Annotated in this window: 20 protein-coding genes; 14 read left to right on the top strand and 6 right to left on the bottom strand. The window is 72.9% G+C overall.

The window, feature by feature from the left end; genetic code table 11:
- Positions 1-4 precede the first annotated feature (4 nt).
- Complete coding sequence (locus tag AC6CKD_RS17720; protein WP_498328425.1) at positions 5-1,558, top strand: acyl-CoA synthetase; 1,554 nt, start codon at positions 5-7, stop codon at positions 1,556-1,558.
- Positions 1,559-1,703: 145 nt separating this feature from the next.
- On the top strand, positions 1,704-2,843 hold the full coding sequence (locus tag AC6CKD_RS17715) for a calcium:cation antiporter (RefSeq protein WP_498328424.1): 1,140 nt from the start codon (positions 1,704-1,706) through the stop codon (positions 2,841-2,843).
- 59 nt (positions 2,844-2,902) lie between these two features.
- On the opposite strand, the gene AC6CKD_RS17710 is transcribed toward AC6CKD_RS17715, so the two are convergent.
- On the bottom strand, positions 2,903-5,386 hold the full coding sequence (locus AC6CKD_RS17710) for a penicillin acylase family protein (RefSeq protein WP_498328423.1): 2,484 nt from the start codon (positions 5,384-5,386) through the stop codon (positions 2,903-2,905).
- Between the two features lie 191 nt (positions 5,387-5,577).
- On the opposite strand from AC6CKD_RS17710, the gene AC6CKD_RS17705 reads away from it, so the two are divergent.
- Positions 5,578-7,125 carry a fatty acyl-CoA synthetase gene (locus tag AC6CKD_RS17705; protein ID WP_498328422.1) on the top strand — a complete coding sequence of 516 codons (1,548 nt, stop codon included), beginning with the start codon at positions 5,578-5,580 and terminating at the stop codon, positions 7,123-7,125.
- 28 nt (positions 7,126-7,153) lie between these two features.
- Here AC6CKD_RS17705 and AC6CKD_RS17700 read toward each other — a convergent pair whose 3' ends face one another.
- The 3 genes from AC6CKD_RS17700 to paaK form a co-directional block, all read right to left on the bottom strand.
- Positions 7,154-7,678 (bottom strand): GNAT family N-acetyltransferase, encoded by a 525-nt coding sequence (locus AC6CKD_RS17700; RefSeq protein WP_498328421.1) that lies wholly within the window; start codon positions 7,676-7,678, stop codon positions 7,154-7,156.
- A gap of 74 nt (positions 7,679-7,752) precedes the next feature.
- Complete coding sequence (locus tag AC6CKD_RS17695; RefSeq protein WP_498328420.1) at positions 7,753-8,577, bottom strand: YhjD/YihY/BrkB family envelope integrity protein; 825 nt, start codon at positions 8,575-8,577, stop codon at positions 7,753-7,755.
- A 134-nt stretch (positions 8,578-8,711) separates the two neighbouring features.
- A complete protein-coding gene (gene paaK, locus AC6CKD_RS17690; protein WP_498328419.1) occupies positions 8,712-10,028 on the bottom strand; it encodes a phenylacetate--CoA ligase PaaK in 1,317 nt (438 codons plus the stop codon).
- Positions 10,029-10,136: 108 nt separating this feature from the next.
- Here paaK and AC6CKD_RS17685 point away from each other — a divergent pair, with 108 nt between their 5' ends.
- Entirely contained in the window at positions 10,137-11,027 is an 891-nt protein-coding gene (locus AC6CKD_RS17685; protein WP_498328418.1) for an alpha/beta fold hydrolase, read from the top strand.
- A 140-nt stretch (positions 11,028-11,167) separates the two neighbouring features.
- On the opposite strand, the gene AC6CKD_RS17680 is transcribed toward AC6CKD_RS17685, so the two are convergent.
- Positions 11,168-12,811, bottom strand: coding sequence for an acyl-CoA synthetase (locus AC6CKD_RS17680; protein ID WP_498328417.1), 1,644 nt, complete (start codon positions 12,809-12,811; stop codon positions 11,168-11,170).
- A 174-nt stretch (positions 12,812-12,985) separates the two neighbouring features.
- On the opposite strand from AC6CKD_RS17680, the gene AC6CKD_RS17675 reads away from it, so the two are divergent.
- The 10 genes from AC6CKD_RS17675 (at position 12,986) to AC6CKD_RS17630 (ending at position 22,535) form a co-directional block, all read left to right on the top strand.
- Positions 12,986-13,786 (top strand): crotonase/enoyl-CoA hydratase family protein, encoded by an 801-nt coding sequence (locus AC6CKD_RS17675; RefSeq protein ID WP_498328416.1) that lies wholly within the window; start codon positions 12,986-12,988, stop codon positions 13,784-13,786.
- A 263-nt stretch (positions 13,787-14,049) separates the two neighbouring features.
- A complete protein-coding gene (locus tag AC6CKD_RS17670) occupies positions 14,050-15,012 on the top strand; it encodes an OB-fold nucleic acid binding domain-containing protein (RefSeq protein WP_498328415.1) in 963 nt (320 codons plus the stop codon).
- Positions 15,012-16,070 (top strand): thiolase family protein, encoded by a 1,059-nt coding sequence (locus AC6CKD_RS17665; protein WP_498328414.1) that lies wholly within the window; start codon positions 15,012-15,014, stop codon positions 16,068-16,070. Before AC6CKD_RS17670 ends, AC6CKD_RS17665 begins: the two co-directional genes overlap by 1 nt.
- A complete protein-coding gene (locus AC6CKD_RS17660) occupies positions 16,067-17,242 on the top strand; it encodes a thiolase family protein (protein ID WP_498328413.1) in 1,176 nt (391 codons plus the stop codon). The genes AC6CKD_RS17665 and AC6CKD_RS17660 overlap by 4 nt, the downstream gene beginning before the upstream one ends.
- A 141-nt stretch (positions 17,243-17,383) precedes the next feature.
- On the top strand, positions 17,384-17,611 hold the full coding sequence (locus AC6CKD_RS17655; RefSeq protein ID WP_498328607.1) for a DUF397 domain-containing protein: 228 nt from the start codon (positions 17,384-17,386) through the stop codon (positions 17,609-17,611).
- Positions 17,612-17,944: 333 nt separating this feature from the next.
- Complete coding sequence (locus AC6CKD_RS17650) at positions 17,945-18,415, top strand: hypothetical protein (RefSeq protein ID WP_498328412.1); 471 nt, start codon at positions 17,945-17,947, stop codon at positions 18,413-18,415.
- A gap of 49 nt (positions 18,416-18,464) precedes the next feature.
- A complete protein-coding gene (locus AC6CKD_RS17645) occupies positions 18,465-18,881 on the top strand; it encodes an ACT domain-containing protein (protein WP_498328411.1) in 417 nt (138 codons plus the stop codon).
- Positions 18,882-19,007: 126 nt separating this feature from the next.
- Positions 19,008-19,640, top strand: coding sequence for an AAA family ATPase (locus AC6CKD_RS17640; RefSeq protein ID WP_498328410.1), 633 nt, complete (start codon positions 19,008-19,010; stop codon positions 19,638-19,640).
- 850 nt (positions 19,641-20,490) lie between these two features.
- Positions 20,491-21,717, top strand: coding sequence for a hypothetical protein (locus tag AC6CKD_RS17635; RefSeq protein WP_498328409.1), 1,227 nt, complete (start codon positions 20,491-20,493; stop codon positions 21,715-21,717).
- Between the two features lie 317 nt (positions 21,718-22,034).
- Positions 22,035-22,535, top strand: coding sequence for a hypothetical protein (locus tag AC6CKD_RS17630; protein ID WP_150520950.1), 501 nt, complete (start codon positions 22,035-22,037; stop codon positions 22,533-22,535).
- Positions 22,536-22,554: 19 nt separating this feature from the next.
- Here the strand turns inward: AC6CKD_RS17630 and kstD are convergent, their stop codons facing one another.
- Positions 22,555-24,351 (bottom strand): 3-oxosteroid 1-dehydrogenase, encoded by a 1,797-nt coding sequence (gene kstD, locus AC6CKD_RS17625; protein WP_498328408.1) that lies wholly within the window; start codon positions 24,349-24,351, stop codon positions 22,555-22,557.
- Positions 24,352-24,547 lie beyond the last annotated feature (196 nt).

Raw genomic sequence — 24,547 nt, 5'->3', positions numbered from 1 at the left:
CAAGATGACCGACACGCCCCCCAACGGCTTCTGGGCCCAGGCCGCCGCCGACCCCGACCGGACCGTCCTGGTCACCCCGGAGGGCGAGGCCTGGTCCGCCGCCCGGCTGCACGCCGACGTCAACCGCCTCGTCCACGGCCTGCGCGCCGCCGGCCTGGAGCGGGGCGACGTCTTCGCCGTCGTCCTCCCCAACAGCGTCGAGTTCCTCACCGCCCACCTGGCCGCCTCGCAGGCCGGGTTCTACCTCGTCCCGGTCAACCACCACCTCGTCGGCCCCGAGATCGCCTGGATCGTCTCCGACTCCGGAGCCAAGGTCCTCGTCGCCCACGAACGCTTCGCCGACGCCGCCACCGCCGCGGCCGACGAGGCGGGCCTGCCCGCGAGCCGGCGGTACGCGGTCGGAGCGGTCGCGGGCTTCCGCCCGTACCGCGAACTGCTCGACGGCCAGCCGGAGACCGCCCCCGCCGACCGCACGCTCGGCTGGGTCATGAACTACACCTCCGGCACCACCGGCCGGCCGCGCGGCATCCGCCGCCCGCTGCCCGGCAAGCTCCCGGAGGAGACGTACCTCGGCGGCTTCCTCGGCATCTTCGGCGTCCGGGCCTTCGACGACAACGTCCACCTCGTGTGCTCACCGCTCTACCACACGGCCGTCCTGCAGTTCGCGGCCGCGGCCCTGCACATCGGGCACCCGCTGGTCCTGATGGACAAGTGGACCGCCGAGGACATGCTGCGCCTGATCGACGAGCACGCCTGCACGCACACCCACATGGTGCCGACCCAGTTCCACCGGCTCCTGGCGCTCCCGCAGGAGACGAAGGACGCGTACGACGTCTCCTCCATGCGGCACGCCATCCACGGCGCCGCGCCCTGCCCCGACCACGTCAAGCGGGCGATGATCGACTGGTGGGGCGGGTGCGTGGAGGAGTACTACGCGGCGAGCGAGGGCGGCGGCGCCTTCGCGACGGCCGAGGACTGGCTGAAGAAGCCGGGAACCGTCGGCAGGGCCTGGCCGATCAGCGAGCTCGCCATCTTCGACGACGACGGCGAGCGGCTGCCCGCCGGCGAACTCGGCACCGTCTACATCAAGATGAACACCGGCGGCTTCAGCTACCACAAGGACGAGGGCAAGACGAGGAAGAACCGCATCGGCGACTTCTTCACCGTCGGCGACCTCGGCCTGATGGACGAGGAGGGCTACCTCTTCCTCCGCGACCGGAAGATCGACATGATCATCTCGGGCGGGGTGAACATCTACCCGGCCGAGATCGAATCGGCGCTGCTCACCCATCCGGCGGTCGCGGACGCCGCCGCCTTCGGCATCCCGCACCCCTCCTGGGGCGAGGAGGTCAAGGCGGTCATCGAGCCCGCCGAGGGCTTCGCGCCGAGCGACGCGCTGGCGGCGGAGATCCTGAACCACTGCGAGCGGCAACTGGCCGGGTACAAGCGGCCCAAGACCGTGGACTTCATCGAGACGATGCCCCGCGACCCCAACGGCAAGCTGTACAAGCGCCGACTGCGCGAGCCGTACTGGGAGGGCCACGAGCGCGCCATGTGACGGCCGGGCGGGCGGCGGGCGGGCCGCGGGCGGGCCTCGAGGGGCCGGCCCGCCACGCCCGGAGTTACGTGAGAAGTGCCACGTCAGAGGCGTGAGGGCGGCTGTTCGACCGCACAGGGCGGACAGTTCTGGCAAGTTGGCTGATATGAGTACGGCAACGCACAGATCCCCCCTGACCGACTGGACCGTTCTGGTCCCCGTGGTGGCGCTCGTCGCGCTCGTCTTCAGCTGGGGACGCGACCTGCCCTCGCTCGCCGTGGCGCTGGTGGCCCTCTGCCTGGCCGGCGCGGTGCTGGCGGCGGTCCACCACGCCGAGGTCGTCGCGCTCCGGGTCGGCGAGCCCTTCGGCTCGCTGGTCCTCGCCGTCGCCGTCACCGTCATCGAAGTGGCCCTCATCGTCACCCTGCTGGCCGACGGCGGGGACAAGACCTCCTCCCTCGCCCGGGACACCGTCTTCGCCGCCGTGATGATCACGTGCAACGGCATCGTCGGCCTGTCCCTGCTCGTCGGGGCCCTGCGCAACCGCGTCGCCGTCTTCAACGCCGAAGGCTCGGGCGCGGCCCTGGCCACCGTCGCGACGCTCGCCGTACTCAGCCTCGTCCTGCCCACGTTCACCACGACGAAGCCCGGCCCCGAGTTCTCCACGCCCCAGCTCGCCTTCGCAGCCACCGCCTCGCTCGCCCTCTACGGCCTGTTCGTCGCCGTCCAGACGGTCCGCCACCGGGACTACTTCCTGCCCGTCGACACCAAGCGCATCCGCAAGGAGGCCGCGCGGGCCGCTGCCGCCGCGGCCGCCGGTGAAGAGGACGAGCACGCCGAGCCGCCCACCGCCCGGGCCGCCCTGATCAGCCTCGGGCTGCTGCTCGTCGCGCTCGTCGCCGTCGTCGGAAACGCCAAGGCGGTCTCCCCGACCATCGAACGCGGAGTCGCGGACCTCGGCCTGCCCTACGCCGTCGTCGGTGTGATCATCGCCCTGCTCGTGCTGGCGCCCGAGACCCTCGCCGCCGTCCGCGCGGCCCGCCGCGACCGGGTGCAGACCAGCCTCAACCTCGCCTACGGCTCCGCCATCGCGAGCATCGGCCTGACCATCCCGGCGATCGCCCTCGCCACGATCTGGCTCTCCGGGCCGCTGGTGCTCGGGCTCGAACCCGTCCACATGGTGCTCCTCGCGCTGACGGTCGTCGTCAGCGCCCTCACCATCGTCCCGGGCCGCGCCACGCTGCTCCAGGGCGGCGTGCACCTCGTACTGCTGGCCGCCTACCTCTTCCTCGCCGTCAGCCCCTGAGCGCGCCGCGACCCCGTACGACAGCCCTGGAAGGCTGCCGTACGGGGTCGCGGCGCAGGTCAGTGCCGCTCGCGCGGCCAGACCACCTTCAGGCCGGGCGAGGTGAGGATGTCCCGCTCGCAGAACCGTGCCTTCACCCAGCGCTCCTGGGAGAAGAGCCGGGTCTGGTCGGCCGCGTGCGGGGAATTCGGGTTCGAGGACTGGCCGTACGTCAGCAGCGTGCGCGCCACCGGGCAGCGGCCGCCGCCCCAGCCGACCGCCTGGATGTGGCTGGAGCCGTGCAGGACTTCGGGGTAGCCGCCGCCCGCCGCGTTCCACGGAGCCTCGATCTTGTTCCAGACGCCCAGGGCCTCGGTTCCGCCGCCCACCGGCAGCTTCTGCCCGCCGCGCACCACGAACTGGTGCTCCCCGAGCGGGGCGTCCGGGGCTATGCCCGCCCTCCTCAGCTCCGCCACCGTGTCGGCGAGGGCCCGCCCGATCCCGGGCGCCGCCTGGTTGAGCGTACGGGGCGTCCGTACCGGGTCGGCCGCGTCGAAGGGGACCAGCCACAGGTCCTTGGCCGCCGTGTTCGCGGTCAGCTTGCGCCAGAACCGGTCGAAGAGCAGCGCGCCGCGGCTCCCGCTGTCGGCCGTGCGGTCCCAGGCGGCCAGCACCCCGCAGGCGGCCGACACGTCCACGACGGAGCCGTCGGTTCCGGTGGCCGTCCCGCCCGGCAGGGCCGCGCAGGCCTTCGCCGCGTCGGCCGCCGCCAGATCACCGGCCGGCACTCGGTTCGCGAACTGCTGCTCCTGCAGGTCCGCGACCGTCAGCCCGCCCCGGGCGGCCATCGCGGAGACGTCCTCCAGGGCGCCCCGGGTGCGCAGCGAGCGCGGGGTTCCGACATTGCCCCAGACCCGCTCGTAGCCGGTGAGCGGCCGCTCCGCGTTGGCCAGCCAGGCGCTGTCGTTGGAGTTCTCGGCGTACGGGGCGCCCCGCAGCGTCGGCGCCCTGCCCGGTCCGAAGACCCCGGGCTGGACCGCGTCCGGGTCGGAGCCGGTCGCGCAGTCACCGCGCGAGCCGTCCAGCACGGCCAGCCCCGAGGAGGGGTACGTGGCCCTGCCCAGCGGGGTCGAGCAGCGCGCGGCGAGCTCGTCCGTGATCCGGGGAAGCACCTGGGACTGGGTGAAGAGGGTGCCGCCCGCCGAGTCGGCGGCCACCGTGTTGACCCAGGGCAGGCCCTGGGTGCGCCGCAGGGCCTCCTGGACGCCGGCGACCGAGCGGGCCCTGCCCATGGCCAGTGCCGTGTCGGAGCCGCGCATGTTCACGGAGTTGGGGTCGGCCAGCGCGTAGGCGGTGGTCGTGGTCCAGGGCAGCGGGAGGCCGCCACCGAGGCCGGACAGGACCGGGCCGTATCGGGTCCACCACTGGGTCCGGGTGACCGGGGCGCCGCCCCGGACCGGGACGCTGACGGTGCGTGCGGTCATCTTCTCCGGCGTGCCGTCCACCAGGTAGGAGGTCGGGTCGGCCGGGTCGAGGGCCAGTTGGTGGAGGTTGACGGGGGTGCCGGTGGCCACGGTGTGGCTCCACGCCACCTTCTCGTTGAAGCCGATGTTCACCACGGTGGTGCCGAGCAGCGAGCCGCCGGAGACGTTCAGCTCCCCGGGGATGGTCTGCTGCGACTGCCAGAACCGGCGGCCGCCCTGCCACGGATAGTGCGGGTTGCCGAGGAGCAGGCCGGAGCCGTTCGCGGTGGTGGAGCCGGCGAAGGCCACGGCGTTGGATCCCATGTCGTAGCGGGTGGTGTCGAAGAACGTCCGGGCCGCCTCGGCCGCGGCCGCCGGATCGACGCCGGCCGCATCAGGTGTGTCCGGGGCGGGGACGGCGTCCGTTGCGTCCGCGGCACCGGGGGCGGCTGCCGGGCCCGGGGGCCGCGCCGAGGTGATGCCGTCGACGGCGCGGCCCTGGCCGCCGAGGACCGAGACGGCGAAGCCGCGGGCGGCGACATCGGTGGCGGTGACCGGACGCACCCACCCGGCGCCCTTGCAGGCCGGGTCGGTGATCTCGTTCTGGGCCAGCCAGGCGTTGTAGCCGGCGGCCCAGCCCCGCATCAGCTCCTTGACCTCCTTGCCCGGCCCGGCCGGCGCGGGCACGGCCAGCAGTTTCTCCACGGTGCCGGCATCGCGCACGCCCTTGAAGAAGAGGTCGCTGGAGAGGTTCCCGGCGGCGGAGGAGAGCGAACCGTCGGGCGCGGCGTCCGGGCCGAACCACCGCGACCGCTCGCCGGAGATGGTCAGGAACCCGTCGGCGAGCACGCACACCTGGTCGGCGGCCTGCGCCCAGCCGGTCCCGAAACCGAGGTGGGCGTAGTCCCGGGCCAGGATGTGCGGTACCCCGTTCTCGGTGTACCGGATGACGGCGGACAGGCCGCCGCCGGACGGGCCGGAGCCCTGGTCCCGGGCGGCGGCCTCGGGTATCGATGAGGCGCCGGCCAGCAGTGCGGCCGCGGTGACGGCGACGCGGCGCAGGAGCGGGCGGGCCCGACGACGTCCGTGGAGTAGGCGCAACGTACCTCCCAAGTAGCGTGCGGACGGGCGCGATCGCCCGTGCGGATGGGTGGTGCTGGTGTGCCCCCACACTCATGCAGGCCACCTGACGTCATGTCAACATGCCGTTTGGTATCCCTGGATGTTCCGGCCCGCCATCCGCACGGCCCGGGTCATTGACCCCGGCCGTGCGATCAGACGAAGATCCCGCCATGACCCCGGTGCGGAAGAACACGGTCGACGGCCTGCTCCACGACAGCGCGCGGCGCGTCCCGGAGCGGGTGGCGGTCCGCTACCGCGAGCGGACCTGGACCTACGCGGAACTCGACGCGGCCGTCTCCACGGGCGCGGCCGTGCTGCGCGGGCGCTACGGACTGGCCGAGGGCGACCGGGTCGCGACCTTCGGGCACAACTCCGACGCCTACCTGCTCGCCTTCCTCGCCTGCGCGCGGGCCGGGCTCACGCACGTCCCCGTCAACCAGAACCTCACCGGGGAGGACCTCGCCCACATCCTGGAGAACTCCGGGAGCTCGCTCGTCCTCGCGGACCCGGAACTGGCCGGTCGGGTCCCCGAGGGGTTCGCCGTACGCCCGCTCCGCGACGCGCCCGGCGCCTTCTTGGCCGAACTGGCCGAACCGGCCGGGGCGGCCGGGGCGGCCGAGCCCGCTGAGTCCGCCGGCCCCGCGGACTTCACCCGCTCCGGCGACCCGTCCCGGCTGGTGCAGCTCCTGTACACCTCCGGGACGACCGCCCTGCCCAAGGGGGCGATGATGACGCACGAGGCGCTCTGCCACGAGTACGAGAGCGCGATCGCGGCCCTGGACCTGGCGGAGGGCGATCTGCCGGTGCACTCCCTGCCGCTGTACCACTCGGCGCAGATGCACGTGTTCCTGTTGCCGTACCTGGCGGTGGGCGCGCGGAACACGATCGTGGACGCGCCGGTCGCGGAGGAGATCTTCGGCTTGGTGGAGGCGGGGGAGGCGGACAGCCTGTTCGCACCGCCGACGGTGTGGATCGGGCTGGCCGATCACCCCGACTTCGCCGTCCGCGACCTGTCCGCCCTGCGCAAGGCGTACTACGGGGCCTCGATCATGCCGGTGCCGGTCCTGGAACGGCTGCGCGCGCGGCTGCCCGGACTCGGCTTCTACAACTGCTTCGGCCAGAGCGAGATCGGCCCGCTGGCCACGGTGCTGCGGCCGGAGGAGCACGAGGGGCGGATGGACTCGTGCGGGCGGCCGGTCCGCCACGTGGAGGCGCGGGTGGTCGACGAGGACGGGGCGCCGGTGCCGGACGGCACGGCGGGCGAGGTGGTCTACCGCTCCCCGCAGCTCTGCCTGGGCTACTGGAACGACGCGGAGGCGACCAAGAAGGCCTTCCGGGACGGCTGGTTCCGCTCCGGCGACCTGGCGGTCCGGGACCCGGAGGGGTACTTCACGGTCGTGGACCGGGTGAAGGACGTCATCAACTCGGGCGGGGTCCTGGTCGCCTCACGGCAGGTCGAGGACGTGCTGTACACCCACCCGGGCGTGGCCGAGGCGGCGGTGGTCGGCCTGCCGGACGAACGGTGGATCGAGGCCGTCACGGCGGTGGTGGTCCCGCGCGACGGGGTGACGGAGGCCGAACTCCTGGCCTACGCCCGCGAGAAGCTGGCCCACTTCAAGGCCCCGAAGCGGATCCTCTTCGTGGACGCGCTGCCCCGCAACGCGAGCGGCAAGGTCCTCAAGCGCACCCTGCGCGACCGCTTCTCGTCCCGGGCCTGAACGGGAAGCGGCACCGGCCCCGGCACGGTCAGCGGAGCTCGTGCGACAGCAGCCCCATGGTGAACATGTCGAACCAGCGGCCGTCGCGGCGGAAGACCTGCCGGAGGCGGCCCTCCTCGACGAAGCCGACCTTCTCGTAGGCCGTGCGCGCGGCCTGGTTCTCGGTGACCACGGTCAGCGTCACCTTGTGCAGGCGCATGTCCTCGAACCCGTAGCGACAGATCGTGCGCACCGCGTCCGTGGCGTAGCCGCGGCCCCAGTACTCCTTCTCGCCCAGGTAGATGTCGAGTGTCGCGATGCCCTTCTCCGGTTCCGCGTCGTGCAGGGTGACCAGCCCGATGAGCACGCCGTCGGCGAGCGCCTCGACGCCGAAGAGCAGGTCGCCGTAGGAGTTGCGGGGGCGGTCGGTCAGCCACGTGCGGACGCGCTCCACCGACTGGGCGTACGTGTCGTCCATCCACCGCATGACCTCGGGGTCGTGGTTCCATCGCCACAGGGCCTCGGCGTCCTCGGGGCCCATGGCCCGCAGCTTCACCAGTTCTCCGAGCGCCATGCCCACCACACCTCTGGTCCATCTCGTGATCGTTTCGCGAACCGAGAAGTGGTACCACGGCCCGGGTCGCACGCTCAATCGATTTCCGCGAGCTCCGTGTCCTGGAGGCGGCGCAGGACGAAGTGCTCGTGGAAGAGCCGGCCGACCAGAGCGCCGCCGTAGACCACGAAACCGACGCCGACCAGCCAGGACTGGACGACCAGGAGGGTGCCGAACGGGCCGTAGGTCACGGCGTTGGAGGCGATCAGCGGGGAGAACACCAACTGCGAGAACACCCGCAGGCCCAGGAGGCCCAGGCTGGTGCACGCGGCGCCCGGGAGCAGGGCCCGCCAGCGGACCCGCGCGCCGAGGAGGATCCACTGGGAGGTCCAGAAGAACAGGCAGGTCCCGAGGAGGTCGCCCGTGGTGCCCAGGACCGTGCCGGTGGGGTTGTTCGAAGGGGCGGGGATGAGGACCAGGAGCGCGAGGTAGCAGACCAGCAGGGCGAGCCAGACGACGTGCCGCCACATGGTGTGCCAGCGGGCCGTCGGAAGGTCCCAGACCTTCTCGTACCCGGTCTGCACAGCGGAGCCGAAGGTCAGGCCGAAGACCGCGAGGGCGGCGAGACCGAAGGCGGTCGTCCGCTCCAGCGCGAGGTCCGCGGCGCCGAACAGCATCTCCACCCGCTCCCGGGAGAACTCCGTCACCCCGAGCGCCTGACCGAGCCAGCGGCCGAAGCCCGAGCCGCTGCCCGGCGCGGCGGCCGCGACGACGACGAGCAGCGGCACCAGGGTGAGGAAGCCGAGGGCGGCGAACCCCATGGCCCGGTGCATCAGCTCCATCTCCCGCCCACGGCTCCATGCCAGCCCGGCCGGGGAGGCCTGGAGCTGGTCGTGGAGCCGCCGGAAGATCGAGGTCACGCCTCTCTCCCTACCCGGATGGGCCCGCTGCTTCCCGGGAGGCTCCCCGAGTGGGCCCGAAGGGGTGGATCCGGCGGCGGTCCGGCCTTCCGGAGCGGGCGCTCGTCCGTCCCGTGTGCGGGTCGGGATCAGGGTCAGGCTCGGTCCTCCCGCAGGTCCACCAGCCGCTTGATCTTGCCGACGGACCGCTCCAGGGTCTCCGGGTCCACCACCTCCACCGCGACCGAGACTCCGATGCCCTCCTTGACGGCCCGCACCACCGAAGCCGCCGCGGCCTCCCGCCGGCCGGCGTCGCTCTCACGGCGCGCCTCCACCCGGACCGTCAGGGCGTCGAGCCGCCCCTGCCGGGTCAGCCGGAGCTGGAAGTGCGGCGCCAGGGCCGGGGTCCGCAGGAGCACCTCCTCGATCTGGGTGGGGTAGAGGTTCACCCCGCGCAGGATGATCATGTCGTCGCTGCGCCCGGTGATCTTCTCCATCCGGCGGAAGGCCGGCCGGACGGTGCCGGGAAGCAGCCGTGTCAGGTCCCGGGTGCGGTAGCGGACGACGGGCATCGCCTCCTTGGTGAGCGAGGTGAAGACCAGCTCCCCGGGCTCACCCTCTGGCAGCACGGCGCCCGTCAGCGGGTCGACCACCTCGGGATAGAAATGGTCCTCCCATATGTGAAGGCCGTCCTTCGTCTCGGCGAACTCCTGTGCGACGCCCGGGCCCATCACCTCCGAGAGCCCGTATATGTCCACCGCGTCGATGTTCAGACGTTCCTCTATCTCGCGGCGCATCTCCTCGGTCCACGGCTCCGCGCCGAAGATCCCCGTACGGAGGGAGGTGGCGCGGGGATCGATGCCCTGGCGCTCCATCTCGTCCAGCAGGGTCAGCATGTAGGAGGGGGTCACCATGATGACCTCCGGCCGGAAGTCCTGGATCAGCCGGACCTGGCGGTCCGTCATCCCGCCCGAGGCGGGGACGACCGTGCAGCCCAGGCGCTCCGCGCCGTAGTGCGCGCCCAGGCCGCCGGTGAACAGGCCGTACCCGTAGGCGATGTGGACGATCTGGCCGGGCCTGCCGCCCGCCGCGCGGATCGAGCGGGCGACGACGTCCGCCCAGGTGGACAGGTCCCCGTCGGTGTAACCGACGACGGTCGGCCGGCCCGTGGTGCCGCTGGACGCGTGGATGCGGCGGACCTCGGAGCGCGGTACGGCGAACATTCCGAAGGGGTACTGGTCGCGCAGATCGGACTTGGTGGTGAAGGGAAACAGGTACAGATCGGAGAGGGAGCGGCAGTCGTCGGGACGCAGACCGGCCTTGTCGAAGGCCTGCCGGTAGAAGGGCACCCTGTCGTACGCCCGGTGCAAGGTCGCCCGCAGCCGGGTCAGCTGGAGCGCCGCCAGCTCGTCCCGGCCCATCCGCTCGCCCTCGTCCGCACCGCCGCTGTATCCCTCTGTGTACGTACCCATGCCGCCCACCCCTTGCCCGAGTCAACCGACCGATCATTCGGTAGATTGCCGGACCCGGGCGCCCAAATCAATTACTCGAACGGGTGATCGTCTGCTGAGATTGCGCCCATGCCGACCTCAACGCCATCCACCTGCACCTTTGCCTTCACCGCCCAGGACGGAACCGAACTCGCGTACCACGTGCAGGGCGAAGGAGAGCCGCTCGTCTGCCTCCCCGGCGGCGCCATGCGGGCCTCCGCCTACCTGGGCGACCTCGGCGGACTGGCCGCCGGGCGCCGGCTGATCCTGCTCGACCTCCGCGGCACCGGGGCCTCCGCGGTCCCGGCCGATACCTCGACGTACCGGGTCGATCACCAGGTGGCCGACGTCGAGGCGCTGCGCGTCCACCTCGGCCTGGAGAGCGTCGACCTGCTCGCCCACTCCGCCTCCGGCAACCTCGCCCTGCTCTACGCGGCTGCGCACCCGCGACGCGTGCGCCGCCTCGCCCTCGTCACCCCGACCGCCTGGGCCGTCGACCTCGCGGAGTCCCCGGAGGTACGCCTGGCGGACGTTCGCCGCCGGTCCGGCCGCGAGCCCTTCGACACGGCCATCGCCGCCTACGAACGGGCGCTCGCCGCCGTCGCCGCCGGAGGCGCGCCCGAGGAGGCCGACTGGGCGGCCGCGATGCCGCTCGCCTACGGACTCTGGGACGAGAAGGCGCGCGCCCACGCGGAACTGAGCCCGGCCCAGAAGAACGCGGAGGCGGCCGCCGCGTTCGCCGGCTCCGGCGCCTTCGACCCGCCCGCCACCCGCGAGGCCCTCCGCCGGGTCGACGGCGAGGTGCTGGTGCTGGCCGGGGAGCTCGACTCCAACCCCTCTCCGGCCCTCGCCGCCCGGATCGCGGAGCTCTTCCCGCGCGGCGCCGCCGACGTGCAGCCGGGCGGCGGCCACTTCCCGTGGCTGGACGACGATGCCGGCTTCGCGGCCCGCATCGAACGCTTCCTGGCCACCGGGGTCTGAGCACCGGGGTCTGAGCACCGGGATCCGAGCACCGGGATCCGAGCACCGGGGTCTGAGCACCGGGATCCGAGCACCGGGGTCTGAGGTACGGGCCGGACCCCCCCAGGGGGTTCCGGCCCGCGAACGCATGCGTACGAGAGTCAGCCCGCGGCGCCCGGTGCCGCGTCCGCCGCCGTGGCCACCGACTTGGCCCACCGGTAGTCCGCCTTGCCGCTCGGGGAGCGCTGGATGGCGGGGGCGACGACGAGCTGGCGCGGGATCTTGTACCCCGCCAGCTTGGTGCGGCAGTGTGCCTGGATCTCGTCCAGCGTCGGCTGGGGGGCGCCCTCCCGGACCTGGACCACCGCCGCCACGTGACTGCCCCACGTCGGGTCCGCGACCCCGGCGACCAGGGCGTCGTAGACGTCCGGGTGGGACTTCAGCGCCTGCTCGACCTCCTCCGGGTACACCTTCTCGCCGCCCGTGTTGATGCACTGGGAGCCGCGGCCGAGGACGGTGACGATGCCCTGCTCGTCCACGGTCGCCATGTCACCGAGCAGCACCCACCGCTCGGATCCCTTCTGGAAGAAGGTTTCGGCGGTCTTGACGGGGTCGTTGTAGTAGCCCAGCGGGACGTACCCGCGCTGCGCGAGCCGTCCCGGTTCGCCGACCGGCACCGGCTCGTGGGTCACCGGGTCGACCACCTGGGTACGCTCGTTGACCTCCAGCCGGAAACCCTTCTCCGGGCTGGAGTCGTTCGTCGCGCGGCCGTTGGAGCCGGACTCGGACGAGCCGAAGTTGTTCAGGAGCATCACGTTCGGCACGAGCGCCTGGAACTCGGCGCGCACCGTCTCCGACATGATCGCGCCGGACGAGGAGACGCTGAAGAGGGAGGACAGGTCGGTGCCCTTCAGGGGCCCGTTGAGAGCGTCGATGAGCGGTCGCAACATGGCGTCGCCCACCAGCGAGACGCTGGAGACCTTCTCCTTCTCGATCGTCCGCAGCACCTCTTCGGGCGCGTACTTGCGGTGGATGACCACCCGCTGCCCGTAGTTGAAGGCGATGAAGGACGTCAGGGTGGAGGTGCCGTGCATCAGCGGCGGCGCGGGGAAGAAGGTGAGCCCGGCGCCCTTCGACGCGACCCGCTCGGCCAGTTCCTCGGGCCGCTTCACCGGCTCGCCGGTCGGTTCGCCGCCGAACAGGCCGGCGAAGAAGAGGTCCTCCGCACGCCACATGACGCCCTTGGGCATCCCGGTCGTGCCGCCGGTGTAGATGATGAACAGGTCGTCGGGGGAGCGGGACGGGAAGCCGCGCTCCGGCGAGCCGGCCGCCTCGGCGTCGGCGTACGCGACCGGCGCGATCGAGGGCTCCGGGGCGCCCTCGGGGGTCGGCCCGACGCGGATCAGGTGGCGCAGCTTCGTCGTCTGGGGGAGCGCCGCCGCGACCCGTTCGGAGAACTCGCCCTCGAAGACGAGGGCGGCGAGGTCGGCGTCGTTGTAGAGGTAGACGAGCTCCTCCTCCACGTACCGGTAGTTCACGTTGACCGGTACCAGGCGGGCCTTCAGGCAGGCCAGGACGGTCTGGAGGTACTCGATGCCGTTGTAGAGGTGCAGGCCCAGGTGCTCACCGGCCTTCAGGCCGCTGTCCAGCAAGTGGTGCGCGATGCGGTTCGCCGCCGCGTCGAGCTCCGCGTACGTGAGGCGGCGCTCGGCGCCGGTCCCGGGGTGGTCCACGTACACGAGGGCCTCGCGGTCCGGGACCACGTCCACGACCGACTCGAACAGGTCGGCAATGTTGTACTCCACCGGTCCTCCTGACCCAGAAAATCCCATGGCTGGTCTGCTCGGCGGTCATTAGAGCGTCGCCAACCCCAACAGGGAAGGGCACCGTCCAAGAAATCTGACTGAGTGTCAGAAAACTATTGAACTGCACCCGCCCCTCCTGCAACCTGTTCTAGGTCTTGAGACGGGAGGACGGCAATGGGTGGGACAGAACACCTGACCGTGGAACGCCACGGAGCCACGCTGGTGCTCACCATGAACAGGCCCGAGGCGAAGAACGCGCTCTCGCTGCCGCTGCTGGTGGGGCTGTACGACGGCTGGCTGGAGGCCGACGCGGACGACACGATCCGCTCGGTGGTGCTGACGGGGGCCGGCGGGGACTTCTGCGCCGGCATGGACCTGAAGGCGCTGGCCGGCAAAGGCATGGCGGGCGACCAGTACCGGGACCGGCTGAAGGTCGACCCGGACCTGCACTGGAAGGCGATGCTGCGCCACCACCGGCCGCGCAAGCCGGTCATCGCGGCGGTCGAGGGCTACTGCGTGGCCGGTGGGACGGAGATCCTCCAGGGGACCGACATCCGGGTCGCGGGAGAGGGGGCCACCTTCGGGCTGTTCGAGGTCAAGCGGGGGCTCTTCCCGATCGGCGGCTCGACGGTCCGGCTGCCGCGGCAGATCCCGCGCACGCACGCGCTGGAAATGCTGCTGACGGGCCGGCCGTACGCGGCCGAGGAGGCGGCGCGGATCGGGCTCGTCGGGCGGGTGGTACCGGACGGGACGGCGCTGGAAGCGGCGCTGGAGATCGCGGAGCGGATCAACGCGTGCGGGCCGCTGGCGGTGGAGGCGGTGAAGGCCTCCGTCTACGAGACGGCCGAGATGACCGAGTCGGAGGGGCTGGCCTCCGAACTCCTCCGGGGATGGCCGGTCTTCGACACGGCCGACGCCAAGGAGGGGGCGCGGGCCTTCGCCGAGAAGCGGCCCGCGGTGTACCGGCGCGAGTAGCCGGTCGGGCCGTGCCCGGCCCGTGCCCCGCCCGCGCCCGCGGTGCCGGACCGTGGCACGGGTGCGGCGCCGTTGCCGGGGACCAGTCCCCGGACCCCTGCGCCTCAAACGCCGGCGGGGCTGATTTTGCCCGGCGGTGCCTGGTTCGCCGGGCGGGGCCGGGTTCACGGGTGCGCCGCCCCCCCCGCTCCTCACACGCCGGCGAGGCTCGATCTGGCCGGCAGCGCCGAACCGTTCCCGTTCCGAACATCGGAGACCCACCCATGACAGCCGCGTCGCCACCCGAGATCCTCCGCGCACCCCTTGTCGTCGAGTTCCCCTTCACCCGCTCCCTCGGCCCCGTGCAGAGCGCCTTCCTCACCGGCCTGCGCGAAGGGGTCGTCCTCGGGGTCACGACCGCCGACGGCAAGGTGATGGTGCCGCCCGTCGAGTACGACCCCGTCACCGCCGAGGAGATCCGCGACCTGGTCGAGGTGGGCACCACCGGGACCGTCACCACCTGGGCCTGGAACGGATCGCCGCGCCCCAACCAGCCCCTCGGCACGCCCTTCGCCTGGGTCCTCGTCCGCCTCGACGGCGCCGACACCGCCCTCCTGCACGCCCTCGACGCCCCCGGGCCCGAGGCGGTCGCCACCGGCATGCGGGTCCGCGTGCGGTGGGCCGCGGAGCGGACCGGCGCGATCACCGACATCGCCTGCTTCGAGCCCGCCGCGGAGGGGGAGCCGGGCGCCCACGCGACCCCGCACAGCGGGGAGTTCGCCGACGCCGTCACCGGGATCGTCGCCGAGGCCCGCCTGGACTACTCGTACAGCCCCGGCCGCGCGCAGACCGCGTACATCGCCGGGCTCTCCGAGCAGAAGACCATCGGCGAGCGCTGCCCCTCCTGCCACAAGGTCTACGTGCCCCCGCGCGGCGCCTGCCCCACCTGCGGGGTCGCCACCACCGACCGGGTCGAGGTCGGCCCGGCCGGCACGGTCACCACGTACTGCATCGTCAACATCAAGGCCAAGAACCTCGACATCGAAGTGCCCTACGTCTACGCCCACATCGCCCTGGACGGCGCCGGCCTCGCCCTCCACGGCCGGATCGGCGGAATCCCGTACGACCAGGTCCGCATGGGCCTGCGCGTGGAACCCGTCTGGACCGAAGGCGGCCGCTACCCCGACCACTACCGCCCCACCGGAGAGCCGGACGCGGACTACGACGTGTACAAGGAGCTCATCTGATGGCCCGATACGCCCGAGAGGTCGCGGTGGTCGCCTTCGCGCAGAGCGACCACCTGCGCCGTACCGACGAGCTCAGCGAAGTCGAGATGGTCATGCCCGTCCTGCACAAGGTGCTGGCCGTCACCGGACTGAAGGCGGGCGAGATCGGCTTCACCTGTTCCGGTTCCAGCGACTACCTCGCAGGCCGGGCCTTCTCCTTCACCATGACCCTCGACGGCGTCGGCGCCTGGCCCCCCATCTCCGAATCGCACGTGGAGATGGACGGCGCCTGGGCCCTGTACGAGGCCTGGGTCAAGATCCAGACCGGCGAGGCGGACACCGCGCTCGTCTACTCCTACGGGAAGTCCTCCCCGGGATCCGTACGGGACGTCCTGACCCGCCAGCTCGACCCGTACTACGTGGCTCCGCTCTGGCCCGACTCGGTGGCCCTGGCCGCCCTCCAGGCCCAGGCGCTCATCGACGCGGGCGAGACCGACGAAGCCGGGCTCGCCGCGATCGGCGCCCGCAGCCGGGCCTCCGCGGGAGCCAACCCGCACGCCCAGCTCAGCGGAGCCGTCGCGCAGGGCGAGTACCAGGTCGCCCCGCTGCGCACCGGCGACTGCCCGCCCATCGGCGACGGCGCGGCCGCCGTCATCCTGGCCGCCGGGGACGTGGCCCGCCGGCTCTGCGAGCGGCCCGCCTGGATCACCGGCATCGACCACCGAATCGAAGCCCACAGCCTCGGGCTGCGCGACCTCACCGACTCCCCGTCGACACGGATCGCCGCCGAGCGCGCGGGCGTGTTCGAGGCCCCGGTGGACACCGCGGAACTGCACGCGCCGTTCTCCTCCCAGGAGGTCGTGCTGCGCAAGGCGCTCGGACTCGGCGGGGACGTCGCCGTCAACCCCTCCGGCGGAGCGCTCGCCGCCAATCCGATGATGGCCGCCGGCCTGATCCGGATCGGCGAGGCGGCCGCCCGCATCCACCGCGGCGAGTCCGACCGGGCCGTCGCGCACGCCACCTCCGGCCCCTGCCTCCAGCAGAACCTGGTCGCCGTCCTGGAAGGGGACCGAGCATGAGCACGACGGGCAAGGAGCCGGTGGCCATCGTCGGCATCGGCCAGACCAAGCACGTGGCCGCCCGCCACGACGTCTCCATCGCCGGCCTGGTGCGCGAGGCGGCCGCCCGCGCGCTCGCCGACGCCGAACTCACCTGGGCGGACATCGACGCGGTCGTCATCGGCAAGGCCCCCGACTTCTTCGAGGGCGTGATGATGCCGGAGCTGTACCTCGCGGACGCCCTCGGCGCCGTCGGCAAGCCCATGCTCCGCGTGCACACGGCCGGTTCGGTGGGCGGCTCGACCGCGCTGGTCGCCTCCAACCTCGTCGCCGCCCGGGTGCACCGCACGGTGCTGACCCTCGCCTTCGAGAAGCAGTCCGAGTCCAACGCCATGTGGGGGCTCTCGCTGCCCGTCCCCTTCCAGCAGGCGCTGCTGGCGGGGGCCGGCGGGTTCTTCGCGCCGCACGTGCGCGCGTACATGCGGCGCACCGGCGCCCCCGACACGGTGGGCTCGCTCGTCGCGTACAAGGACCGCCGCAACGCGCTGAAGAACCCGTACGCGCACCTGCACGAGCACGACATCACCCTGGAGAAGGTCCAGGCCTCGCCGATGCTGTGGGACCCGATCCGGTACTCCGAGACCTGCCCGTCCTCCGACGGGGCGTGCGCGATGATCCTCACCGACCGGGCGGGTGCGGCCCGTTCGCCTAAGCCGCCCGCCTGGGTGCACGGCGGGGCGATGCGCAGCGAGCCGACCCTCTTCGCGGGGAAGGACTTCGTGTCCCCGCAGGCGGGCAAGGACTGCGCGGCCGATGTCTACCGGCAGGCGGGGATCACGGATCCGCGCCGGGAGATCGACGCCGTGGAGATGTACGTGCCCTTCTCCTGGTACGAGCCGATGTGGCTGGAGAACCTCGGCTTCGCCGACGAGGGCGAGGGCTGGAAGCTCACCGAGGCCGGAGTCACGGAACTCGACGGGGACCTGCCCGTCAACCCGTCGGGCGGCGTGCTGTCCACCAACCCCATCGGCGCCTCCGGGATGATCCGCTTCGCGGAGGCGGCCCTCCAGGTGCGCGGTCAGGCCGGCGAACACCAAGTCCCGGACGCCCGGCGGGCGATGGGCCACGCCTACGGAGGCGGGGCGCAGTTCTTCGCGATGTGGCTGGTGGGAGCGGAGCAGCCGGCCTCCTGAGCGGAAACCTGATTCCGGACGGGGTGCCGCACCGGCCACGAGTGACGCACCGTGGCCTGTGCGGCACGGCGTGCGATGGCTAATCTGGCCCGGGGACGACGTACCGGGAGTACCGGGAGGAGCACGCACGTGACAGAGAGCATGACTTCGAAGGCGCCGGCCGGCTGGGGAAAGCCGGACCTCGACCTGACCGAGGCGGACTGGCAGTCGAGCAGCCGGGGGGCGGGTGACGTCCAGATCGCCTTCGTGGAGGGGTTCATCGCGATGCGCAACAGCGACCGCCCCGAAAGCCCCTCGCTGATCTTCGCGCCGGACGAGTGGCGCAAGTTCGTCCTGAACGCGCGGGGCGGGGAGTTCGACCTGACCTAGTGCCGTGGCCGGGAAGGTTTGCCGGGTCGCGGCGTCCGGTGCATGGGGTCTCCCCAGGCCCGAAGGGCCGAGGGGACGCATCGCAAGGCGGAGGGCCGTGCCTCGTACTGGACGTACCGGCTCGGTCCGACAACGCGGCGAGGTGCCGTGCCGGGCGCCGCGACACGGTGAACCTTTCCGGTCACGGCACTAGGGGGCGGATGTGCGGCGCACCACCGGGTGCGGAGCCGCCGCCCCGGTGGGGGCCGGGATCCGGGCCCCCGTAAACCCGTTGCCGGACCCGGTGGGCCCTCGGCATCATGACCGCCATGACGATCACCCGCCGAAAGGGCGATGCCGCGTAGACGGCCCGGCGCGCTGCGCGCCGAACGAGGAACGTACGAGGAACGCCGACCGCCCGCCTGGGCGTGGGAACTCCCGCCCGTGGACCGGCTGTCGCCCCGAGCGGCGGCCGCCGCGCACTGGGCCCGGCCCGGACAGGCCTACGAGATCGTGGACCTGCTAAGCCGGTACCGGACCTTCCTGAGCCGGCCCGGCGGCGCCCTGCTCCTGGTCCCCTCCGAGTGCCGGGCCTGCCCAGTCTGCGCGCGCGTCGACGTCGCCGTCGTCCGGGACGACCTGGGCGACCTGTACCGGTCCCTGCCGCCGGTCGCCCGCACCGCGCTCGGCCGCGTGCTGCGGGGCCTGGACGAGCAGTTCCGCCGTCGCACGCTCCCGCACCCGGTCCCGTCCGCCGGGGGCTGGGTGGACTGGAGCGGCCGGCCGCGCGCCTGGTGGCACCGGCGGCTCTACGAGGACGACTGACCCAGCGGTGTCGTACCGGTCATAACGGGATGACCGGTACGGTGAGGGCATGAGTGGAGAAAACGACCTGCGGAAGCTGCTGAGCGGAATGCGGCCCGAACTGAACGAGGGGCTGTACGTGTTCTGCACCATCCCCGGCGACACCGACCCGGAGGCCCTGGCCGGGCTCACCCCCGTCGCCTCCGTCCTGGAACCGGAGGGGCTCACCCTCGTACTGAGCCAGGAGGACGCCGACGGCGCCGGGCTCCCGTACACGTACACCGCGGGCTGGATCACCCTGCGCGTCCACTCCGCCCTCGACGCCGTCGGCCTCACCGCGGCCTTCGCCACCGAACTCGGGGCACACGGCCTGAGCTGCAACGTCATCGCCGGCTACCACCACGACCACCTCTTCGTGGACGCCGCCCGGGCCGACGAGGCCGTGGCCGTCCTGGAAGCGCTCGCCGCCCGCTCCGCGCAGGACTGAGACGGCGGGCGCGACCCCTGCCGGCGTCCCGCGCGAGAAGATCAGCTCGGTTTGCCGCACCGGGCTTCCCGTGCGCGTGCGCGGGCGTACGCTGATCCCCCGAACAGGCATGGGGGGGTACCAGCCATGACGGAACGCCGGACCCGCAAACGGCGCACGATGTTCGAACGCGACACGGAACTCACCGCCGTCGACGAAGCCCTGGAGCAGCTCACCGACCCGGGCCCCGATGCCGGTGGAGCCCTGCTCGCCTTCTCCGGGTCCGCCGGCCTCGGCAAGACCACGCTCCTCGTCGAAGTCCGCCGCCGCGCCCACGCCAAGGCCTGCACCGTCCTCGCCGCCCGCGGCGGCGAACAGGAGCAGAGCCAGCCCTTCCACGTCGCCCGCCAGCTCATCCAGCCCCAACTGGCCGGCACCTCCGACGCGGAACTGCGCGAGGCCCTCGGCAGCTGGTACTCCATCGTCGGCCCCGCCCTCGGGCTCTGCGCCGCCGAACAGGGCGCCCCGCCCGACCCCCAGGGCCTGCGCGACGGACTGGACTGGGTCCTCACCCACCTCGTCGTCCAGCGCGCCCCCGTCGCCCTCGTCCTGGACGACGCCCACCGGGCCGACCCCGAATCCCTCGCCTGGCTCGCCGCCTTCGCCCCGCGCGCCGAACACCTCCCGCTCCTCCTCGTCGTCGCCTACGGGCCGACGAACTGCCCGCCCACGCCGAGGCCTTCCGTACGCTGCCGGGCCGCGCGGGCCACCGCCCGCTGAGCCTCGCACCCCTCACCACCGAGGCCGTCTCCGGCCTGGTCCGCGAAACCGTCGGCGAACACGCCGACGAGGCCTTCTGCCGCGAGGCCTGGGCCGTCACCGCCGGCAACCCCTTCGAAGCCGTCGAGCTCACCGCGAAGGTCCGGGACAAGGGCCTCGCGCCCGTCGAAGCCAGCGCCCCGCTGCTGCGCGACCTCGCCGCCGCCCAGCGCGGCAGCGGCCTCGTCCGCCCGCCTGCACAGCCTCGGCCCCTCCACCGTCCGCTTCGCCTGGGCCTGCGCCGTCCTCGGCACCGACATCCCCCGGGAACTCGCCGCCCGCGTCGCCGGACTCGGCACCGAGGAGGCCCTCGACGCCACCGGACGGCTGCGCTACGCCCGCATCCTGTCGGCCGCCGCCGAGGAAGCGGCCGCCGAGGACCAAGCCGGGCTGGAGTTCGTCCACCCCCTCATCGCCACCGCCCTGTACCGCGCCATCCCCGACGCCCTGCGCGTCGCCCTGCACGGAAAGGCCGCCGCCGCCGTGGTCGACGCGGGACTCGGGCCCTCCGCCGCGGCCCGCCACCTGCTGGAGACCCATCCCGAGAACGACCCCTGGGTGGTGCGCACCCTGCGCGAGGCCGCCGGCGAGAACCTCCGGGCCGGCGCCCCCGAAGCCGCCCGGCGCCAGCTCGCACGGGCCCTGCGGCGAGCCCCCGGACTTCGACGAGCGGGCGGCCGTCCTGTACGAACTGGGCTGCGCCTCCCTGCTCACCGAGCCCGCCAACACCGTCAACCACCTGCGCGCCGCCCTCGCGGAGCCCTTCGAGGACCCGGCGCTGCGCCAGGGCATCGTCATCCGGCTGGCCCAGGTGCTCTCGCGCAGCGACCGCCTCGCAGAGGCCTCGGAATGCCTCGCGCGGGAGATCCCGCAGACCCAGGACGTACGCGGCCGGCTGCGCCTGCAGTCCGAGCAGTTCATGTGGGACGCCTTCAACGCCGCCGAGCCGGACTCCCCGGCGCGCTCCCGGCGGCTCGCGAAGCTGGCGGACCGGCTGACCGGCCGGGACCTCACCGAGCGCTACGTCATCGGGCTGCGCGCCTGGGACGCCTGCCTGCGCGGGGAGCCGGTCGACGTGGTCCTCCACCATGCCGGGCGGGTCCTGGACACCGAGTTCAGCTGGGCGTACGCGGACCGGGGCTTCGAAGTCCCGGTGCTCGTCGCGATGGTGCACATGTACGCCGACCGGCCGGAGCGGGCCGAGGAGCTGTTCGAGGCGGGCACCGCCGAGTTCGAGCGGCAGGGCTGGCGCGGGGCGCACCTGTCCTTCGCCTACAGTCTGCGGGCCTACATCCGCTACCGCCGAGGGCGGCTGACCGAGGCGGAGGAGCTGGCTCGGGCCGGGCTGCGCCTCGCCGAGCGCGTGGGCCGGCGTACGCCCGTGCACTGGTACGCCATCGCGATCCTCGTCACCACGCTGCTGGCGCGGGGCCGGGTGGACGAGGCTGGGGAACTGGTCCGCGAGCACGAGTACGGGGAGCCCTTCCCGGCCGCGGTCGTCTTCCCCGACTCCCAGACGGTCTACGCGGAACTGCTGCTGGCCCGCGGCCGGGCGAAGGCCGCGGCGGCGGAGCTGGAGGCGGTGGACCGGCGGCTGACCCCCAGGGGGATCCAGAACCCGTCCTGGTGCCCGTGGCAGCTCCACCTGGCCCGGGCGGTGGCCGGGGAGGTCCCGGCGCGGGCACGGGAGCTGGCCGCGGAGGCGGTGCGCCGGGCCCGCGCCTTCGGGGCCGCGTCCGGCATCGGCCAGGCCCTGCGGGTGGCCGCGGAGGTGGCTTCGCCGCAGGACCGCCCGGCCCTGCTGGAGGAGGCGGTGGAGGTGCTGTCTGCTTCGCCGGCGGCGTACGATCTGGCGCTCGCGCTGGCCGCGCTGGGGGAGGAGCGGGGGGACAGCGAGGTCCTGCTGCGTGCGGCGGTGGCGGCCCGCGCCTGCGGGGCGGACGGCCTGGCGGCCACCACCACGGACGCGCTGCTCGCGCGCGGCGGCACCTTTCCGTGCCTCCCCGTGCCCGACTCCGGCCCGGCCCCGGTGCGCTGACCGGGGTGCCGGTGCACTGACCGGGGTGGCGGTGCGCCGAGGGGCCCGCCGGGGCAGGGGGCCCTGCGGGGTGAGGTCCCCTGCCCACCCTTCGCCCGTTCCCCGGGGCCCCGCCCCGGGCCCCGCTCCTCAAGCGCCGGAGGGGCCGGGGCGTGCCCGGCGCGGCCCGCACGTGCAGGCTGACGCCGGCCGTCTCCGGCCTCGTCGGCGTTCGAGGCGCGGGGTCCGGGGGCGGAGCCCGGCGGCACAGCCGGGGCCGGGGGGCGGGGTCGGGGGTGGAGGGCCGGGAAGGGCGGCAGGGCACGTACCATGGCGGCATGTCCTTCCTCCGCCGCCACCGCGCCGCCACACCCGCCGGCCCGGACTTCGACGTCCTGGCCATGGACCCGGGGGACTGGCCGGGCAATCTCGGGGCCGGGCTGCTGCCCGCGCCCGACGGCAGCTGCCAGGGCGTCTTCCTCCGCTACGACCTGTTCGGCGGACGCGGCCCCGCGATGATCATCGGAAACCTCCCCGAGGGTTCCCCCGCGCGCGACCTCTCCGAGGGCCAGGTCCCCTTCGAGGTGGCCCAGCTCCTCGACGCCCTCGAGAACGACGAGGACGTCGAGGTCACCGGCGCCGAGGACTGCCCCGTCATGCAGGGCGACAACCTCCTCATCGTCCGGAAGATCAAGCTCTCCGAGAGCCGGATCAGCTGCGTGCAGTTCGACCGCAGTGACAACGTGCTGGTCACCATCGCGAGCTGGGACCGGCCGATCACGGACGATCTCTACGCGCTGCTGAAGCCGCTCCCGGCCGAGCTCTTCCAGCAGGGCTAGCCGGCAGGGTCCTGCGGGGTCACGCGTCCGCGATGTCGTTCGCGGCCACGTAGCCGAACGTCATCGCGGGGCCGATCGTCGATCCGGCCCCCGCGTAGCTGTGCCCCATCACGGCCGCACTCGCGTTGCCGGCCGCCCACAGGCCCCGGATCACGGATCCGTCCGCGCGCAGGGCGCGGGCCCGCGCGTCCGTGACGATGCCGCCCTTCGTGCCCAGGTCACCCGGCACGATCTTGAAGGCGTAGAACGGCGGTGCCCAGATCGGGGCCAGGCAGGAGTTCGGCGTCACGCCCGGGTCCGTGTAGTAGTGGTCGTACGCGGTGTCGCCCCGGTGGAAGTCGGGGTCGGTGCCGTTCCACGCCTGCCCGTTGAACCGGTTGAGGGTGGAGCGCAGGGCGGCCGCCGGCACCCCGATCTGGTTGGCCAGCGCGTCCCAGGTCCACGCCTTCTTCGCCGCGCCCACCTGGCACCAGGAGTCGGGGAAGACGAGCGTCGGCAGGATGTCCTTGAACAGGTACTTGTTGCGGTAGTTCTGATCCACGATCAGCCAGGCCGGAATGTGCGAGCCGCTCGCGTCCCGGTCCTTCTCGTACATCACGTGCACCACATCGCTGTACGGGGCGGCCTCGTTGACGAAGCGGACGCCCTTCGCGTTGACCATCAGGCCACCGGGCAGGGTCCGTTCGGCCAGGCAGAAGTACGGCTCGTCCGGCAGCGGTATCGACGGACCCCACCAGGCGTCGTCCATCAACGCCAGGGCCGCACCCGCCCGTTGGCCCGCCCGGATGCCGTCGCCCGTGTTCTCCTTCGCGCCGACCGACCACTGGGTGCCGACCGGCTGCTGCTGGTACTGCGCCCGCATCTCCGCGTTGTGCTCGAAGCCGCCCGAGCCGACGACCACGCCCTTGCGGGCCCGCACCACGCCCCGTACGCCCGCCTTCTCCACCACGATGCCGGTGACCGCGCCGCCCTCCTGGACCAGGTCGACGAGCGGGCTGTTCAGCCACACAGGGACCCCCGCCTGCAGCAGACCGGCCCGCAGACCGGTGGCCAGGGCCTGGCCCATGGTCAGCGGCTTCTGTCCGCACAGCGCGGCCGCCGTGCCGCGCGCCAGGCATTCGGTGGACACCGCGAGCCCCTTGGCGCTCACGGCGGCGAGGTTGAGCCACTTGTAATCCTGGCTGAACACCACCATTCCGGCCGGCACGGGCATGTACGCCGGGTTCAGGTGGGCCAGTTCGGAGCCGAGGATGTTCCCGTCGATCTGGTCCGGCTCGATGGAGCGGCCGTTCGGGAGCCCGCCGGGGAGGTTCGGGTAGTAGTCGCTGTAGCCGTCCATGAAGCGGAAGCGCAGCGGGCTGTTGGCCATCACGAAGTCCAGCATGCGGGGCCCGTTGGCGAGGAAGGCCGCCTGCCGCTCCGCGGAGGAGCCGTTGCCGACGACGGCCGCCAGGTACTGTGCCGCCTTCGCCGGGGTGTCCGGGACGCCCGCGCCCAGGATCACCGAGTTGTTGGGCAGCCAGATCCCGGCGCCGGAGCGGGCAGCCGAGCCGCCGAAGGTCGGGGCCTTCTCGACCACGAGCACGCTCAGGCCCCGCTTGGCGGCGGTGAGCGCGGCGGTCATTCCGGCCGCCCCGGAGCCGACCACGACGACGTCGTACTCGCCGAGCACGGGCCCGTCCGCGGCATGCGCGACGGCGGCCGGCAGCACGGTGGCGGCGAGCGCCCCGGCGCCGGCGCCGGCGAGCACCGTCCGGCGGGAGGGGAGGGCGGAACTCGCTTCGGAACTCGCTGCGGAGGCGGTTCTCGCGGTCATGGGCAGGCTCCAGCGGAGAGGGGAGTGGGGGACGGGTCCAGCATTCTGATGCTGAGTCAGGAAAGGTCTTCGGGGGATCATGTGAAGTCAAGGCATGCGCGCCGGTCGCACGTCCGGAGCGGACATGGGAAATCCCGTGGTGTACGCACCGGATGTGCGCACCACGGGATTTCGGGGACCCGGCCGTCGGGCCCGG

The sequence above is a fragment of the Streptomyces sp. GQ60 genome (assembly GCF_059758875.1).
This window is presented reverse-complemented; position numbering and strand designations above follow the sequence as displayed.